Genomic DNA, 16,777 nt, shown 5'->3' with positions numbered 1-16,777 from the left:
CCGGATCTACTCTGTCGCCCGGCGCACGGCGTTGTCGCCGTGCGTCCTCAGCGCGCCTGGGCCATCACCGGCTGCTCGCTCGCACCGACCCGCTGATCACCGCGGAACTTTGCGTTCAGCCGCTCAAACCTCGTCGCGATCGAGACGAGTCCATCTCACCAGCTTCAGCAGCAGCCGCATGCAGCTGTCCCTGCTCCGCCTTCTGCGCCTGCCCGCCCGCACTGTAGCCGTGCACCACCCGGCGCGCCGCCGAAGCTTCCGCCGGTTCCCCGACCACGACGCGAGATCCTCCATTACCGCTTCCCGAACCGCTCTCTTCTCGATGCAGTGCGCGCAGGACTCCTCCGGGTCCCACGCGACGTCCTCGAGACCGAGCCGCCTCACCCACATCTGCTCGCACGCCGCCCTCTCGCTCAGGCCGAACCGGCTCCTGAAGGCAAGGACATTGTTTCCGGAAGGCTTGCGGTGCATCGGCAGCGGACTCCTCTGGCTCGAGCGGCGCCCATTCTGCCGACAACGGAAGCTCGCGCCAAGCGCGATCGCCCGGAATCCTGCCCTTTCGAGCACTTGCGCTCAGCCAATCAGAGCCGTCACAAAATCGTACCGGCCTCCTCACTTTCTCCACCGCTCCCCGCTGGCCACGGTCCGGCGAGCTCTGCGCTCCGCTGGACATGTCACCTGCAAGACACACCGCACCCCTTCGATCGCGCTCCGCGCGATCGTGCTCACCTTCTTCCTTCTGCGACGCGTGCGACGCGTCGCGACGGCAGGCGGCGCCACCACGGCGCCGCCCGCTATCTCGCCGCTCGATTACTGGAACGCCTGCTCGACCGCCACCGCGCCTGTGTCGCCCGCGTTCTCCGCCACGTTGCTGCTGCCGCCGGGGCCCCCAGCGCCGGGCGTGCCGGGCATCAGCGTCGTCTGCCCTTCCTGCTTCACTGGTTCGCCTCGGTACGCGATCGCGAGAGACGGCCCGCCGAGGCCTCCTCCTCCTGGGCCGCCGTTGCCGCCCTGGCCGCCCTTTCCTCCATCGCACGCGTTCTTCGAACCGCCGACGCCCATGCCGCCGACTCCTCCAAGCCCGCCGGCGCCGCCCGGCTGAAGGTCGCCACCGGCGCCTCCCTTGCCTCCCTCGCCCGCCTTCAACACGCAATCCTTCAGCGTCACCTTCCCCTCCACGCTCGCCAGCGCGATGCTCGCTCCGCCGGCGCCGCCGCCTTGCCCGGGCAGCCCGCCGCAACCACCTGGGCCACCGCTGCCCCCGCTCGCTCCGGCTCCGGGCATTGCACCCGAGCAGATCGCCGCGCCACCCTTCGCGCCGCCGCCTCCTCCGCCGCCCTGCCCGGGCTTGCCCGGTCCGCCAGCTCCGCCGCTCACGCCCGCGTAGCCCGACGAGCTCAACGTTCCGAGGCCGCTCGCGGCGACGCCGGCGTCGCCCAGGGTGCCGTTTACTCCAGCATTGCCCCCGCCCTTACTCGCGTCGCCAGGCGTAACCCCGCAACTCCAGTTGGAGCCCATCGTCGCTGGTTCTCCAGCACCACCTTGTCCCTCGATCCCAACTTGGCCAACGTCGCCACCGCCACCGTTGGTCACATTGCCGTCACCGCCGCTGCCGCCGATCGACAGTTCCCCGCCGCACTCGTTGACCACCTGGGCGCCGCCCGACAGCGTCATGTCTGGCCCCGGCGTGCCATCAACATCGCTGCACGCATCCGCTCCGGCGTTCCCAGGCGACGCCTGCGGCGGCACCTCGCTCGGAGCGTTCTCTCCAGCTGCGCCATCCGCTCCGTTGCCCGCGACCAGCTCGCACCGCGCCAGTTCCGCCGTCGCTCCATCCACCAGCACCGCGATCGACGACGCTCCCGGCGCCTGCGCATCCGCCGCGCGCACCGACATGTCCTCGATCCTCGCCGCGCCCTCGCCCCGCATTACCTTCAGCGCGATCGCTTCCTCGCCCGGCGCCACGGTGGTCTTCTTCTCCTCGCCGATCCAGGTCCAGCCATTCGCGCAGTCGAGGCCCCCGAAGAGCTTGGCGCCCGCTGGCAGTTCGATCGCCTCCTCGAACGTTTCGGCGCAAGCATAGACCCCCGTGCCGCTCTCGGCAGCGCGCCGGACCGCCTCGACAAGCGTCGCGACCGGCTCGGCCCGGGTACCAGCATTGTCGTCGTTACCTGTCGAAGCCACGAAGATGCCGCACGTGTCATCCACGGCGCCGTCGATCTCGCTCGGCACGCACCCGGTAGGCACGACTTCAGTGCCCCTGCCCCGATATTTCTCGCAGGTGAGCAAGTACTCGCAGTCGTTCTCGACGTGGTACCAAAGCCCCTCGCAACCGCTCGAAATTAATGCGATCGCGACAGCCGATCCAAGCAGGGTTCGCCTAAGCGTTCTCATCGTTCCTTCTCCAGCTCGACTCACCATGCACCCGCTATCAAAAAGCCGAAACCATCCACCCGCGGCTCAGGTAGCACGAGCACTGCTGTAGACTTCTCGGTTCTTCTCGCTGGCCACAGGGCGTAGGTAACGGCGGCGGCGGCGAGCGCGCCCGACGCGATATAGCTGCCCAACGCGATGTCACCCAGCAGACCGGCCCTCTCAGCTGAGCGCTCAACCTTCGCGCATCGCTCTGCAAACGACGGCGATGCCAAGCAGCCGCCACCGTCGGCGAAGATTTGATCCCGTTGTACACGACCGTCTGAGTTGGCATTGTTCGACGCCACCGTCGTCGCGATCCCCACGCCGAGCCCCACCGCGCTCGCTGCCCCCAGCGCGATCGCCGGCACCCAATTCTTCCCCGGCGGCCGCTCCACCGGCGCCACAGGCGGCTTCTCCGCCGCAGGTGCACCGGCCGGCGCGCCGGGCGCCGTCACCGCCCCCTCTGCCTTTGCGACCGGCGTCTCAGCCGCCTCGCTCTTCACTGGGGCCATTGCCAGCGTCACCTCCGCCGTCCCGCCCCTCGCCACCTGCACCATCTGGCTCGCCGGCATATACCCCTCCAGGCGCGCCTCCAGCCGGCGCTCGCCGGGATCGACGAACACCTCTCCTTCAAGTGGCGCCTTCCCCACAACCTTGCCGTCGACCAACACCTCCGCTCCCACAACTCGGACCGTCACTGTCACCGCTCCGACCTGCGCCCGCGACTCGTCGAACCGCTGCTGCGCCTTCGGCTTCTGCTTCGCTGTTGCGTTGATCTGCGGCCAGTCCCGCAGCGCGTACGACAGGTACTGCGCTGCTTCTTTATGCTTCTTCAGCTGGTACTCCGTGTTCCCGAGGTTGTGCGCCACATCAAACGTCGGCCTCAGCTCCCACGCCGACAGCAGCGCAGCCTCTGCCTCCACATACTTCCCATCCCGATAGAGGCGGGTGCCCTGCCGAAAGAACACATTGGCCTGTGCCTCCTTATCATCGCCGCGCTTCGCTTCATCAGCGCGGCGTGGGGCCTCTGGCGATGCCGCGGGCTGCGCCGAAGCGACGTCAGCGTCGGCGATCAGGGCTGCAACAGTGAGCAACAGTGCAATGGGTCGGCGGTTCATCGTCATGGCTCCACGTGGTTTCATTCCAACATGTCATCGTCTGGCGGCGGCTCGGCGTGCACCGGCGCGTGCGGCGCCTGCGGAACGAGCGGCGCCGTACGCACCGGCCGCGCGGGCGCCTGCGGCGGCGGCACCTGCGGCGCGATGGCCTCCGGCGCGGGCGCGGGCGGCTCGCTCGGCGGCGCGGTGTCGTCGAGGCTCGGCTCGACCGCCTCCGGCGGTCCCGGCGCTACTGGCGCCAACAGCTCCGTGGCCGCCGGCGGCGCCGTCGCGGTCCCCACCGGCGCCCCGCTCGACGGCAGCGCGGGCTCCTGCTCTTTCGGCGGCGTGATTCGCTTCAGGATCGTCGACACCACGAACGGGCTGCTCACCGCGATGATCGCCAGCAACACCATCAGCCACGTCGGCATCCACTGCCGACGCTGGCCAGTCGCAGGCGCGGCGACCGGCTCCTTCATCACGGCCACCGGCGGCGGCGTCACCGGCAGCAACGACGACGGCAGCAGCGACCTGTCGATCGGCGGCAGCCCTCGATCCGCCCACTGGCTCGGCGCCGGCGCGCCCTGCTGCTGCACCGGCGCCCGCTGCGGCGCAGCCGCGCCCCCGAACACCGGCACTCGCTGCGTCACCAGCGCGCCGTGCTGTTGCACAGCCGCGCCCTGCTGCACCGGCGCGCCTTGCGCCGCCGTGCGCTGCGGCGCGGTCGCGCCTTGCTGCAGCACCGGCACGTGCTGCGTCATCGTCGCCCCGTGCTGCTGCGCCGCGGCCCCGTGCTGCTGCGGCCCCTGCTGCTGCGGCACCGCCCCGGACACCCCTGCCTGCGGCGCCCCCGCCCCGTACGCCCCTGCCTGCTGCGGCACCGCCCCGGACACCCCTGCCTGCTGCGGCACCTTCACCGGAAACGGCGGCGGCACCGCTTGCACCGGCAGCGGCGGCGGTCCCGTTCGCTCCTTCCCCAGCGCTGGCACCACCGGGAACTGGAACAGCGGCTGCCCCGTCGGCTTCTGCTGCTGCATCTCCGACAGCGCGCGGTCAAGCTCCGGGTTGTTCTGCGCCTGCCGCAGCTTCTGCTCCGCAACCTCAGGATCCGCCTCCCGCCGGATGCTCTCGAGGTCCGGCAGGTACTGCCGGATGTCGTCGCTGTCCTTGTTGCTGCCCATCGAAGACCTCTCTCCTCAGCGACCACACACTAGAACGGCCTGCACCCCGCCGTCGCGCACGGCCCGGCCGGCTTCGCGCCCTGTTGCTTCGCAGGCGCGGCCGGCTTCGCAGGCGCCGCCTTCTTCCGCTCCTCGATCACCCGCAGAAACGACGGCTTCTGACGCTTCGGCATCGGGTAGAAGTCCTCGTCGTCCTCCGCATCGGCCGGCGCTGCCTTCGCCGTCGCAGGCTTCGCCGGATCGATCCTCGCTGCTGCCGGCGTCTTCGCCGCTGGCTGCTCCTGCACATCGGGCTGCTCCTTGACGGGCGCCTCGGCTTCCGCCGCCGCCACGGCCGCGCTCGCCGTCGCCTCCGGCGTCGGCGCCGCTGCTGCGCTCCCTGTCGCCGCTGCCGCCGCGCTCGCCTCGGGCAGCGGCGCCGGCACGGCTACTTTCGGCGCCGCCGTCTCCGTCGCTGTCGGCGCCGCCCTCTCCGTCGCCGTCGGCGCCGCGCTCTCGGCCGGCGCCACCGCTTCTGCGGCCACCGGCACCGGCGCGCCGTCGCGCGCCGCTCGCATCCACAGCGCCCCGCCCACGCCCACCAGCGTCAGCACCAGCGCCGCCACCGGCGCCAGCACGTACGCGCTCGTCTTCCTCCGCCGCGGCTGCGCCACCACTGCCGCCGGCGTCCTCGGCGCCTCGCTCGGCAACGTCGCCGCTGCGCCCGCGCTCGGCGCCGTCACCGAGCTCGGCACAGGTGCCACTCCAGCACCCGGCAACCGCAGCGGCACCGCCCGCTGCGTTGCCATCACCGCCTGCGGCGGCGTCACGTACGGCCCCGCAACTTGCGCCCCCATCACTGGCAGCGGCGGCGTCGCAACCTGCGGCGGCGGCGGCGGCGGCACCGCTCGGTGCGGCGGCACATCCACCGAGTGCGGCGTCACGTACGGCGGCTCCATCTCCGGCCGCGACGGCGCCGCCGCTCGCTGCGCCTCGCTCCATGACGCCTGCGGCCCCGCCGCATACGGCAACGGCTGCGACGCCGCTCCGTAGTGCAGCGGCTGCGACACCTGCGCCCCCGCCACGTACTGCGCCTCCATCGGCCGCACCGGCAGCGGCCCCGAGTACCCCTCCGCCCTCGACTCCGCCATCGGCGGCAGCCCCGCATAGCTCCCCGCCCTCACCTCCGCAGGCACCGGCGGCGCCCCCGCAACTCCCGGCGCCCCGCCCTGCGGCAGCGGCGGCGGCACCGCCCGCGCCTGCGCCATCTGCTCCGCCCACTTCCCCGACAGCTTCGCCGTCGACTCCAGCGGCTTCAGCGCCGGCAGCGGCTCCGTGTGCCCAACACCCCGCCCCCGCGGCACCCGCGACGCCGGCGCGAACGGCAGCGCGCTCGCCGGCGCGACGAACTGCTCCAGCGGCGCCGTCTCCCCGTGCACCGCCCGCCGCGCCCGCTTCTCTTCTCCCTTCGCCGCCGCGCTCCCTCGCTCCATCTCGCCCTCCTGCCGCGCCTCCTCCGTCTCCTCCTCGCCCGCCCGGCTCGCTGCGCTCGTCTCGTCCTCCACCGGCGCGCTGTCCTCCAGCGCCACCCCCGCGAACGCCGCCTGCCGCTCCGCCTCCATCCGCTCCCGCGCCAGCCGCTGCGCAAGCACGTGCCCCGCCGGCACCGTGTCCCTCAAGAGCCCCCGCAGGTCCCGCGCCACGTCGTCGAACCTCGGATACCGCTCCTCACGGTCGATCGCGATGCACCGCGCCACCACAGGCCACAGGAACTCGGGGCAATCCGGCACGATCTCGTGCACTGGCTCCGGCGCCGCGACCAGGTGCCCCGTCAGCGTCTCCTCCGCCGTCGCTGGCTCGCTGTCGTCCAGGAACAGGTGCTTCCCCGTCAGCACCTCATAAAAGATCGCACCGAACGCGTAGATGTCCGTGCGCCCGTCCGGCCTCGCCCGCTCCACGCGCTCGGCCTTCCTCGAGCTCGTGTACAGCATCTTCACCTGCTCCGGAGAGATGTACCTCACCGTCCCCACGTCCGGCAGGTCGTCGGTGTTCATCCCCCCGTCCGCGAACTTCGCTATCCCGAAGTCGAGCAGCCACACGTGCCCTTTCGCGTCCGCCTTCGTCCCCACCATGATGTTCTCGGGCTTCAGGTCACGGTGCCATATCCCCTTCGAGTGCACGAACGTCATCGCGTCCGCCACCTGCAGCATCACGTGCATCGCGCTCAGGAAGTCCAGACGGTACGCCTTGTTGAGCAGCTTCCTCAGCGTCCTCCCCTCGAGGTAGTCCATCACGATGTACGCCACGTGATCCGCCGACACCCCGGCCTTCCTCATCCTCACGATGTTCGGGTGCTTCAGCTTCGGATAGAACTTGCACTCCTGCCGGAACCGGCGCGCGAAGTCCTCTCTCTTCAGGTGCCGTGGCAGCATGCACTTGATCGCCACGACGTCTTCCGAGTAGTCCTCCACCGCCCGGTACACCTCGCCCATCCCACCCGCGTCGATCACCTCCGTGATCCGGTAGTCAAGGAACACGTCCCCGGCCTTCAGCGCTTCCCGCGCCATCACCACACCCCCATCCCGCGCAGCACCAGCGCCGCGATCGCCGAGAACACCGCCGTGCTCGCAAGCGTCAGCCCCGCGAACAGCCACGCGTCCACCGGCGCCGCCTCCGCGGCCACGCCACCGCCGGCCCTTACCCCGCTGCTCTCCTCAGGCATCGCCTCGAACCACGCCCTGCTCTGCGGCCCCCACCCCGCCTCCGCCTCCGCCATCCGCGCCGCTCCCCCGCTGCCGTCCGCCTCCGCGAGCTCCGCCCCGATCCGCCCCAGCTCGTCCCCGAACGCCTCGGCGCTCTCGAACCGCTCCTCCGGCCGCTTCGCCAGCGCCCTCAGCACCGCCCGGTCCAGCGCCGCCGGGATCCGCTGCCCCGCCACCCGCGACGGCGGCGCCGGCGCTTCCTGCACGTGCGCGCGCAGCAGCCCCAGCGCGTCCTCGACATGGGCGAACGGACCGTGCCCCACGACCAGCGTATACATCAGCAGCCCCACCGCATACACATCCGCCCGCGCGTCCACCGGCTGGCACTGCGCCTGCTCGGGCGAGGCCGTCCGCGGCGTCCCCACGAGCAGCCCGGCCTCGGTCGGATACGCCGGCCCGTCCACCGCAGGCGGCGCCCCCGGCGCCGCGCCGGCCAGGGCGCCGTCGAGCACCTTTGCGACGCCGAAGTCGAGCACCTTCGCGACCCGCGTGTCGCCCGGCGCGGCCGCCCCCGGCGCGCACAGGAACACGTTGTCGAGCTTCACGTCGCGGTGGATCACCCCCACCCGGTGCGCCGCCGCGAGCCCCGCCAGCACCTGCCGCACCAGATCGATCGCCTCGGCCACCGGCAGCTTACCGCGCCGCTGGAGCTCCTCCCCCAGCGTCCTCCCCTCGAGCCGCTCCATCACGAAGTAGGGGCGCCCCGAGGGCGTCTGCCCCAGATCGAGCACCGCCACCACGTGCGGCGACGACACCGCCGCCAGCGCCCGCGCCTCCACCTGCAGCCGGTCCGCGAACCGCGGATCGTGCGCCAGCGCGAGGCGGACCAGCTTCACCACGACCCGCTTCCGGAGCGCACGGTGCTCCGCCTCGACGACCTCCCCCATGCCCCCGCGCCCGAGCACCCGGAGCGCACGGTAAGGTGTCCCTTCCAGCACATCCCCTGCGGCGCCGGAGGGCCCTGAGCTGTCTGACGTGCGGCGTGCCACCACCGGCGAGGTCTCCTGAGATGGAAATCACGACGAGGAGGCCCGTTCAGACAAAGAAAATGCACGAGTGATGTCGATTCCTGAAAAACGACGTCGATTCGAGGTGTTACCCGCCCACCAAGGCCCGGCCCACCGCCCGCACCGGCGCACGGTCCAGGCTCGCCGCCCGCACCGGCGCACGATCCAGGCTCGCCGCCCGCCGCAACCTCCCGGGACGCGACAAATCGATCCCGGCGTGTCGCTTTCCTTGTCTGAACCGGCCACGCCGCAGTGATTTAGGAGAAGGAACGGGCACCGCACGGACGCGGGCCCCCCTGCGCGAGGTCCCCATGACGCACGACGCTTCCGACCAGCACGACGACCTGGAGCCGCCCGGCGACGCCGATCCCATCGTGGAGGCCTGTCTCGCCGACGCGCTCGGCCCGTACCTCGGGGTGCTCTCCCCCGAGGAGCTCGAGGATTACCGCAGGTTCCTCACGGTCTTCATCACGACCCACCCGACGGCGGCGCCGCTCCACGCTCGCTTGCGAGCGAAGGGCTACGTCCCGGCCGGGAGCGGCGCGATGGCCCGCGAGGGCGCGGGCGCGAGCGAGGAGGCGGCGGCGCCCGACGACGGGACCTCCGGCGGGCGGCATTGATCAGGGACCGGCGTCCTCCTCCTTCGCTTCACCCCCCGCGGGAGCGCATCATGGCGGCGCTCCCCCTCGCTCGCCGCGTCGCCAGGGCGACCGCGCGGATCTACGGCGTGCGGACGCGCCAGGGCATCGAGGACTGCGAGCAGACGGCCTACCAGGCCCTCCTGGAAGCCGGGCTCGGATTCGATGAAACACGCGGCGTCCCCCTCGGCATCTATGCCTGGAAGCGGGTCGCCGGCGCCGTGATGCGGCAGCTGACCCGCGACGCGCCGATCCGGCGCGCCGGCGCCGCCGCCGCGCTCGACGCGGCCGAGTCGATGCGCGACACCAGCGATCCGTTCAGCGACGACGACGACGATGCGTCGGGCCAGCTCATGGCCCACTGCCGGACGCTCGCCTTCACCCGCTTCATGGGGGACACGGGCGAGCGGCTCAAGGCGCGCCCCGAGGACGCGCTCACGCGCACACGCGCCTTCGAGGCGCTCGGGATCGCGCTCCGCGGCCTCGACGAGCGGGAGGCGCGCCTCATCGAGCTCCGGTACTGGCAAGACCTCTCCTGGGCCAAGGTCGCGGCCGAGCTCGGCGTCCACGAGAAGCACGCGATGCGCATGGACGAGCACCTGCGCAGGCGGCTCCGGGGCGATCTGCAGGCGAGCCACGTCGAGGAGCCGCCGCCGAGCGAGGGGACCTGAAGAGACCTCCGCGCCGGACCACCCGAGCTTCCGGAGCAAAAGGCAATTACAGGCGATAACACCGTGCTTCCCCTCGAGCCCCTCTCGAGCCGCCAATCAGCTGCAATCGAGCCGGAATCAAGTCGGAATCAAGCCGCGGCGCCCCTCCCGGACGCGCCGCGGGCCGACTCGAAATCTCGCGCCGTGCAAAAGAGACTTTACACTGCCCATCCGGACTGAGAGCTTTACGAATGGTGCATTCCCCGGCGCGTCGCCGGAGGACAACCAAGGAGGCACCATGGCCCTCAAAGACCTCTCTCCTCGTCAAATGGTCCAGATCACCGGCGCATGGCTCGACCCGGAGCGCGAACGGCCGCGCCTCGTGTCGCTGAAGCGGTGCGCCCCGCTCATCGACGATATCGAGGAGGCGCACGAAGGCGTCTTGAAGTCGCACCGGCGGCAGAAGAAGGCGAACGACGAGCTCTCCGCGATCCAGCAAAGGCAGGTCGTGGTCGATCAGATCCACGATCGCAAGGCGCGCGGCGCCCACGCGGTGCTCACCGGCTTCGCCGATCTGGCCGACGATCCCGAGGACGCGGCGATCTACCTCGAGATTCGCGATCAGCTCTTCGCGGATGGGCTCAAGTTCCTCGGGGCGAGCTACAGCGATGAGGCGGGCGAGGTGAAGCTCGCGCGCGACCGGCTGACGCCGGAGTCCAAGGCGGCGCTCCGGGCGCTGCCGACGCCGGGGGGCAACCTGCTCAAGGCGGTGCAGTCGTGGTTTGCCGCGGGCGACGAGCTCGGCAAGCTCGACGCGCAGCGGATCCACCTTTCGGCGGAGGACCGGCCGGGCGCGGCCGACCCGCGCGGCGGGCAGCTCCGGGCGCGCAATCGCTGGATCAAGGTGGTGCGCAGCGTCCTCCAGATGCTGGAGCTCGAGGGGGCCGACGAGGAGACGGCGCGCCGGCTGCTTGCGCCGCTCCAGCGGGAGGCGGCCAAGGCCGAGCGCCGGCGCTCGGGCGGCAAGGAGGAGAGTGACGTGGAAGGCGGCGCGCCGCCGGACGCCGGCGAGCCTGCGATCGACGAGGGAGCCCCGGCGACTGGCGTGGATTGACGGGGCCGCCCCTCCGCCGGGGCCTCCTGGCAGACTCGATCCGTTAACCACCCCCCTCCGCCGGGGCCTGCTAGCAGACTCGATCCGTTAACCACCCCCTCCGCCGGGCCCTGCTGGCAGACTCGATCCGTTAACCACCCCCCTCCGCCGGGCCCTGCTGGCAGACTCGATCCGTTAACCACCCCCCTCCGCCGGGCCCTGCTGGCAGACTCGATCCGTTAACCCCCCCCTCCGCCGGGCCTTCTTGACGGACTCCATCCGTCAAGAGCCCCCTCCGCCCCCCTCTCAACGGATCGCATCCGTAAACGCCCCCTCCCCCACCATCGGTCACCAACGTTCTCGTGGTCGTGGTCGTGGTCGTGGTCGTGGTCGTGGTCGTGGTCGTCAACGGCTCGATCGTGAACGTGAACGTCACCCGGCAGTCGCACTCCCCTTCGTTGACCAAGGTTTCGGCAGAACGTTCACGTCAACGATCTGTCGTTGACGACCACGACCACGACCACGTTCACGACCACGACCACGACCACGTTCACGACGCTCTCCGCCCCTCTCGATGGATCGCCTCCGTTACGCCACCCCTTCCGCCACTCCCTCACAACGGATCACCTCGCCTCTCCCCGCCCCGCGAGGCCCCTCACAATGGCTCCCGCCCTTCGAATAGGCCGTCGCGCCTGCTTGACGCACCACGTCGGCGCTGCCATGACCGGCTCCCTCCGCCTCGGGCGTGCTGTTTCAGCCGCGCGCGCCGGGTCCACGCATGGGGCCGCCGGCCCGGCTGTCGTAGGCGTGGCGCGTCCTTGCCGAGGCGGACTACGCTCTGCGTTACCACACAGCAACAGGAGCCACCGAGCCGTGAAGATCCTCGTTCCGCTCAAGCGCGTCGCCGATCCGGATAACGCGAACAAGGTGAAGATCCCCGCTTCCGGGGACAAAATCGAGACGACCGGGCTCGAGTGGAAGCCGAACCCGTTCGATGAGTACGCGCTCGAAGCGGCGCTGCGCCTGACCGAGGACGGCAAGGCGCCGAAGACGCGGGCGGGCGAGGTCGTCGTCGTCACCTTCGGACCGAAGGAGACCGAGCAGACCCTCCGCGCCGCGCTCGCCACCGGCGCCGACAAGGCCATCCGGGTCGACGCCACCGACGACAAGCTCGACGGCGACCTCGTGGCCCGCGCCCTCAAGACGCTCGTCGAGCGCGAGAAGCCCGACGTCGTGGTCATGGGCAAGCAGGCCGTCGACGGCGACTCCAACCAGGTCGGCCAGATCCTCGCCGAGCTGCTCGACTGGCCGCTCGCCACGTTCGCCGCGACCATCAAGGAAGAGAAGGGCGCGCTGCTCGTCGGCCGCGAGGTCGACGGCGGCGTCTCCACCCTCCGCGTGCGCCTGCCGGCCGTCGTCACGGTCGACCTCCGCATCGTCGCGCCGACCAGCGTCTACTCCCAGAAGACGGCGCCCGCGTTCAAGTACAACGACGGCGTCCGCTTCGCGGCGCTCCCCGCGATCATGGCCGCCAAGAAGAAGCCCCTCGCCGAGGTGAAGCTCGCCGACCTCGCCGCGGATCAGGCGCTCAAGGTCCAGTACACCGCGTTCCAGCCGCCCCCCGCGCGCAAGGCGGGCATCAAGGTGAAGGACGTCAGCGAGCTCGTCTCGCGCCTCAAGAACGAGGCGAAGGTCATCTGACGGGACGCAGCAGGGACAAGACGGGACGCGACAAGAGGCCGAAGACATCGAGGGTGCCGCCGACGCGGACCCCGACCCGCAGCGGCGGGTCGTGCAGGAGGGATCATGGCTGACGTTCTCGTGGTGGCCGAGGCCGCCGATGGAAAGCTGAAGAAGACGACGCACTCCGCTGTCACGTTCGCGAGGCAGGCGGCGGCGGCGCTCGGCGGGACGTACTCGATCCTCGTGATCGGCGACGCCCTCGGCGACGCGGCCGCCGAGGCCGCGACGCTCGGCGCGGCCAAGGTGCTCGTCGCCCAGGCGAGCTCGCTCAAGGACTACGTCGCCGAGCGCTACGTGCCGACCGTCGCGGCGGCCGCCAAGGGCGCCGCCGTCGTCGTGGGCACGGCGAGCGCCTACGGCAAGGACCTGCTCCCGCGCGTCGCGGCGCGGCTCTCGGCAGGGTTCGCGAGCGACATCTCCGAGCTCCTCCCCGAGGGGGGCAAGCTCAAGTACAAGCGCCCCATGTACGCCGGCAACGCGTACGGCGTCTGCACCGTCTCGACCCCCGTCCAGGTCGTGAGCGTCCGCCAGAGCGCGTTCGCCGCCGCCGAGCCGACCGGGTCGACGTCGCCGATCGAGCAGGTCGCGGTCGTCCCGCCGAGCGCGGCGGCCGAGCGCGTCGAGTTCGTCTCCTTCGACCAGGTGAAGAGCGAGCGCCCCGAGCTCACCGAGGCCAAGGTCGTCGTCTCCGGCGGCCGCGCCCTGAAGGAGCGCTTCAACGAGGTCCTCGACCCGCTCGCCGACGTCCTCGGCGCCGCCGTCGGCGCCAGCCGCGCCGCGTGCGACGCCGGCTACGCCGCCAGCGACCTCCAGGTCGGCCAGACGGGCAAGGTCGTCGCTCCCTCGCTCTACGTCGCCGTCGGCATCTCGGGCGCCATCCAGCACCTCGCAGGGATGAAGGGCTCGAAGGTCATCGTCGCCATCAACAAGGACGCCGACGCGCCCATCTTCCAGGTCGCCGACTACGGCCTGGTCGCCGATCTCTTCGCGACCGTGCCCGAGCTCGCGAAGCAGATCCAGGCGGCCCGCAGCTGATCCTCGCGCGACCGCAACGGACGCAACCAACGCAACGGACGCGACCGACGCGACCGACGCGACCGACGCGGCCACCGCGACCGACGCGGCCAGCGCGAACGAAGCGACCGGCACGACCGATCCCGCCGGGGTGCACCTCGTCCGCCCTCCAGGGATGCGGTCGTGCTCCGGCTCACCGGATGAGTCCGTCCAGCGAGAAGTTCACGTTCGCCGACGCGATTTCCGTGTCAGGTCGCGCACGTAGCATCTTGTTCGCGTCCTGCGGCCGTGGGATCCCTTGAGCTCTATGCCCGAACGCCCGGACATGCCGATCGTCGCGGCGCTCGCGCAGGCGCGGGCATTGCTGTACGACGCGGCCAGGACCACGGAGCAGCGGCGGCTCATCGGCCCCACGGTCATGGAGATCGACCGCGCGATCGTGAGCTTCGACCCGACCGCGAGCGCCTCCTTCGAGCTCACGCCGCTCGCGGCGTCGGTGCCGCCGGTCGACACGGAGATCGAGGCGCTGCGCCGCGAGGTCGAGCGGCTGCGCGTGATCACCCAGCACGAGCGCGGGCTCCTCGACGCGCTCCTCAGCGAGAGCCCGCACGGCATCATCGTCTCCGACAGCCAGGGCAAGCTGATCCTCCAGAACCGCGCCTCCGAGCGGATCTGGGCCGGCAGCTCCACCGCCGAGAACGTCGAGGGCTGGGGGCGCTACCGCGCGTTCCACCCCGACGGGCGGCCGTTCGACGGCGGCGACTGGTCGATGGCGCGGTGCCTGTCGCGCAAGGAGACCGTCCCCGCGGAGGAGATCCACTTCCAGCGCTTCGACGGCACCCACGGGATGCTGCTCGGCAGCTGCGCGCCGCTGTTCTCGCCCGACGGCGAGATGCTCGGCGCTGTGTCCATCTTCGCCGACATCACCCAGTTCAAGCAGCTCGAGGCGGACCTCCGGGTCAGCAAGACCAAGTTCTCGACAACGCTGAAGAGCATCGGCGACGCGGTCATCTCGACCGACGGCTCCGGGCGGATCGACTTCATGAACGCCGTGGCCGAGACGCTGACCGGCTGGACGCTCGACGAGGCGAAGGACCGCCGCCTGTCCGATGTCTTCCGGGTCATCTCCGAGCAGACGCGCGACGACCTCGACAACCCCGTCACGGAGGTGCTGCGCCACGGCGGCATCATCGGGCTCGACGACACCACGCTGCTCCTGCGCAAGGACGGCTCGGAGCTCGCGATCGACTCGAACGGCGCGCCGATCCGGAGCGAGGAGGGCGAGCTCGTCGGGCTCGTGCTGGTCTTCCGCGACGTGACCGAGAAGCGGCTCGCCGACAAGCGGCGCTACTTCATCGGCGAGGCGAGCCGGCAGCTCGCGCTGTCGGGCCTCGACTACGAGACCACGCTGGCCAACATCGCCCGCCTCGCGGTGCCGCACATCGCCGACGCCACGGTGGTCGACATCGTCGAGCCGGACGGCGCGCTGAGCCGGCTCGCGGCCGTGCACGCGAGCGACACGAAGAAGGCGCTGGGGCGGGATCTCCCGGCCCGCTACCCGAAGGATCCCGACGTGCCGCGCGCGGTGCAGGCGGTGCTCCGGTGCGGCGAGTCGCTCCTGCTCCCCGAGGTCGAGGGCATGGCGTGGCAGCGCGCTGCGTCGCTGAAGCCCGGCAACGAGTGCTGGTCCGGCGCGCACGACCCGGCGTACCTCGCGCTGCTCCGGGAGCTCGGCGTCCGCTCGGCGATGATCGTGCCGCTGCGCGCCCGGGACCGGACGCGCGGCGCGATCACGCTGCTCTCGACGGAGTCGAGCCGGCGCTACACCGTCGAGGATCTCGCGCTCGCCGAGGAGCTCTGCAACTTCGCCGCGCTCGCGCTCGACAACGCCCAGCTCTACCGCGAGTCGCAGCAGGTCAACCGCGCCAAGGACGAGTTCTTGGCGACGCTCTCGCACGAGCTCAGGACCCCGCTCACCGCGATCCTCGGCTGGGCGCGCATGCTGCGGCAGGGCTCGCTGAAGCCGGACACGCACGTCCGCGCGCTGGAGGCGATCGAGCGCAACGGCACGCTCCAGGCGCAGCTCGTCGAGGACCTCCTCGACGCCTCCCGCATCATCACCGGCAAGCTGCGGCTCGACGTGATGCTCGTCGACCTGCCGCCGATCATCAACGCCGCCATCGACGCGGTCCGCCACGGCGCGGACGCGAAGGGGATCGAGCTGCTCGTGCAGCTCGACCCGAACGCGGGGCCGATCTCGGGCGACCAGACGCGGCTGCAGCAGGTGGTGTGGAACCTCCTGTCGAACGCGATCAAGTTCACCCCGCGCGGCGGCAAGGTCTCGATCCAGCTCGGCAGGGCCGAGGGCCTGGCGCGCATCCAGGTGAGCGACACCGGCCAGGGCATCGTGCCGGAGTTCCTGCCGTACGTGTTCGATCGCTTCCGCCAGGCCGACAGCACGAGCACGCGGCCGCACAGCGGGCTCGGGCTCGGCCTGGCGATCGCCCGCCACCTCGTCGAGCTCCACGGCGGCACCGTGAAGGCGGAGAGCGCCGGGGACGGCAAGGGCGCGACGTTCACGGTGGACATCCCGCTCGCGCCCCGGGGCGCCATCGCGGCGCTCCGGAGGGCCGATGGGCTGCTCCCCCTGTCCAACGAGCCGGAGCCGACGCTCCAGGGCGTCCGGGTGCTGATGGTCGACGACGAGCCGGACGCGCGGGAGCTCGTGACGACGGTGCTGGAGCGCAAGGGGGCGAGCATCACGGCTGTCGCGACGGTCGACGAGGCGCTGTCCGCGATCCAGCGAGAGAAGCCCGACGTGATCCTGAGCGATCTCGGGATGCCCGGGGAGGACGGCTACAGCCTGATCCGGCGCCTGCGCGCGCAGAGCCCAGAGCAAGGGGGGCGCATCCCCGCGGCGGCGCTGACCGCGTACGCGAGCGCCCAGGACCGGACCCGCGCGCTGCTGGCGGGGTTCCAGTCGCATGTGCCCAAGCCGATCGAGGCGTCCGAGCTCGCGGCCGTGATCGCCAACCTGGCGGGACGTACGGGGTAACCCCGCAGCCGACCACGACCACCCCAACGTGGTCGTGGTCGTAAACGTGGTCGTGGTCGTGGTCGTGGTCGTGGTCGTACACGGCCAGACGTAAACGTAAACGCCCACGGTCAGGAAGGCCGCTGGCAGCCGTCTTCCGGGCT

General features: G+C 71.3%; 12 protein-coding genes. 6 read left to right on the top strand and 6 right to left on the bottom strand.

Translation table 11 applies throughout. From position 1 onward, the window contains the following. Nucleotides 1–810 precede the first annotated feature (810 nt). The 5 genes from WMF14_RS03570 to WMF14_RS03550 are packed head-to-tail and all read right to left on the bottom strand — an operon-like array spanning nucleotide 811 to nucleotide 8,426. A complete protein-coding gene (locus WMF14_RS03570) occupies nucleotides 811–2,394 on the bottom strand; it encodes a PGRS family protein (RefSeq protein WP_437798770.1) in 1,584 nt (527 codons plus the stop codon). Nucleotides 2,395–2,414: 20 nt separating this feature from the next. Then, a complete protein-coding gene (locus WMF14_RS03565; protein ID WP_437798769.1) occupies nucleotides 2,415–3,539 on the bottom strand; it encodes a PEGA domain-containing protein in 1,125 nt (374 codons plus the stop codon). 14 nt (nucleotides 3,540–3,553) lie between these two features. Continuing rightward, entirely contained in the window at nucleotides 3,554–4,693 is a 1,140-nt protein-coding gene (locus WMF14_RS03560; RefSeq protein WP_437798768.1) for a hypothetical protein, read from the bottom strand. Nucleotides 4,694–4,722: 29 nt separating this feature from the next. Further along, nucleotides 4,723–7,239, bottom strand: a complete 2,517-nt coding sequence (locus WMF14_RS03555; RefSeq protein ID WP_437798767.1) for a protein kinase domain-containing protein — start codon at nucleotides 7,237–7,239, stop codon at nucleotides 4,723–4,725. Next, a complete protein-coding gene (locus tag WMF14_RS03550; protein ID WP_437798766.1) occupies nucleotides 7,239–8,426 on the bottom strand; it encodes a serine/threonine-protein kinase in 1,188 nt (395 codons plus the stop codon). Before WMF14_RS03550 ends, WMF14_RS03555 begins: the two co-directional genes overlap by 1 nt. 326 nt (nucleotides 8,427–8,752) lie before the next feature. On the opposite strand from WMF14_RS03550, the gene WMF14_RS03545 reads away from it, so the two are divergent. The 3 genes from WMF14_RS03545 to WMF14_RS03535 all read left to right on the top strand — a co-directional run bounded on the left by WMF14_RS03545 (nucleotide 8,753) and on the right by WMF14_RS03535 (nucleotide 10,843). Then, nucleotides 8,753–9,061, top strand: a complete 309-nt coding sequence (locus tag WMF14_RS03545) for a hypothetical protein (RefSeq protein ID WP_437798765.1) — start codon at nucleotides 8,753–8,755, stop codon at nucleotides 9,059–9,061. Between the two features lie 50 nt (nucleotides 9,062–9,111). Further along, nucleotides 9,112–9,750, top strand: coding sequence for a sigma-70 family RNA polymerase sigma factor (locus WMF14_RS03540; protein WP_437798764.1), 639 nt, complete (start codon nucleotides 9,112–9,114; stop codon nucleotides 9,748–9,750). A 277-nt stretch (nucleotides 9,751–10,027) separates the two neighbouring features. Beyond that, a complete protein-coding gene (locus tag WMF14_RS03535; protein WP_437798763.1) occupies nucleotides 10,028–10,843 on the top strand; it encodes a hypothetical protein in 816 nt (271 codons plus the stop codon). A gap of 461 nt (nucleotides 10,844–11,304) precedes the next feature. Here the strand turns inward: WMF14_RS03535 and WMF14_RS03530 are convergent, their stop codons facing one another. Continuing rightward, nucleotides 11,305–11,439: a hypothetical protein gene (locus WMF14_RS03530; protein ID WP_437798762.1), complete on the bottom strand. Its 135-nt coding sequence runs from the start codon at nucleotides 11,437–11,439 to the stop codon at nucleotides 11,305–11,307. 256 nt (nucleotides 11,440–11,695) lie between these two features. On the opposite strand from WMF14_RS03530, the gene WMF14_RS03525 reads away from it, so the two are divergent. The 3 genes from WMF14_RS03525 (at nucleotide 11,696) to WMF14_RS03515 (ending at nucleotide 16,634) form a co-directional block, all read left to right on the top strand. After that, nucleotides 11,696–12,523: an electron transfer flavoprotein subunit beta/FixA family protein gene (locus WMF14_RS03525; RefSeq protein ID WP_437327459.1), complete on the top strand. Its 828-nt coding sequence runs from the start codon at nucleotides 11,696–11,698 to the stop codon at nucleotides 12,521–12,523. A 105-nt stretch (nucleotides 12,524–12,628) separates the two neighbouring features. After that, entirely contained in the window at nucleotides 12,629–13,600 is a 972-nt protein-coding gene (locus WMF14_RS03520; RefSeq protein WP_437798761.1) for an electron transfer flavoprotein subunit alpha/FixB family protein, read from the top strand. A gap of 286 nt (nucleotides 13,601–13,886) precedes the next feature. Next, the gene (locus WMF14_RS03515) at nucleotides 13,887–16,634 is read left to right on the top strand and encodes an ATP-binding protein (RefSeq protein WP_437798760.1); all 2,748 of its coding nucleotides are present in this window, start codon (nucleotides 13,887–13,889) and stop codon (nucleotides 16,632–16,634) included. The last annotated feature ends 143 nt before the right edge of the window (nucleotides 16,635–16,777 follow it).

Source organism: Sorangium sp. So ce693 (genome assembly GCF_051521375.1).
Classification (GTDB): Bacteria; Myxococcota_A; Polyangia; order Polyangiales; family Polyangiaceae; genus Sorangium; species Sorangium atrum.
The sequence above is the reverse complement of the archived record's forward strand: the minus strand, read 5'-3'. Positions and strand labels throughout refer to the sequence as shown.

What these genes read in the sequence shown, in the direction of transcription:
- WMF14_RS03570 (WP_437798770.1), bottom strand. Translation starts at nt 2,394, where the DNA reads ATGAGAACGCTTAGGCGAACCCTGCTTGGATCGGCTGTCGCGATCGCA.
- WMF14_RS03565 (WP_437798769.1), bottom strand. Translation starts at nt 3,539, where the DNA reads ATGACGATGAACCGCCGACCCATTGCACTGTTGCTCACTGTTGCAGCC.
- WMF14_RS03560 (WP_437798768.1), bottom strand. Translation starts at nt 4,693, where the DNA reads ATGGGCAGCAACAAGGACAGCGACGACATCCGGCAGTACCTGCCGGAC.
- WMF14_RS03555 (WP_437798767.1), bottom strand. Translation starts at nt 7,239, where the DNA reads ATGGCGCGGGAAGCGCTGAAGGCCGGGGACGTGTTCCTTGACTACCGG.
- WMF14_RS03545 (WP_437798765.1), top strand. Translation starts at nt 8,753, where the DNA reads ATGACGCACGACGCTTCCGACCAGCACGACGACCTGGAGCCGCCCGGC.
- WMF14_RS03540 (WP_437798764.1), top strand. Translation starts at nt 9,112, where the DNA reads ATGGCGGCGCTCCCCCTCGCTCGCCGCGTCGCCAGGGCGACCGCGCGG.
- WMF14_RS03535 (WP_437798763.1), top strand. Translation starts at nt 10,028, where the DNA reads ATGGCCCTCAAAGACCTCTCTCCTCGTCAAATGGTCCAGATCACCGGC.
- WMF14_RS03520 (WP_437798761.1), top strand. Translation starts at nt 12,629, where the DNA reads ATGGCTGACGTTCTCGTGGTGGCCGAGGCCGCCGATGGAAAGCTGAAG.
- WMF14_RS03515 (WP_437798760.1), top strand. Translation starts at nt 13,887, where the DNA reads ATGCCCGAACGCCCGGACATGCCGATCGTCGCGGCGCTCGCGCAGGCG.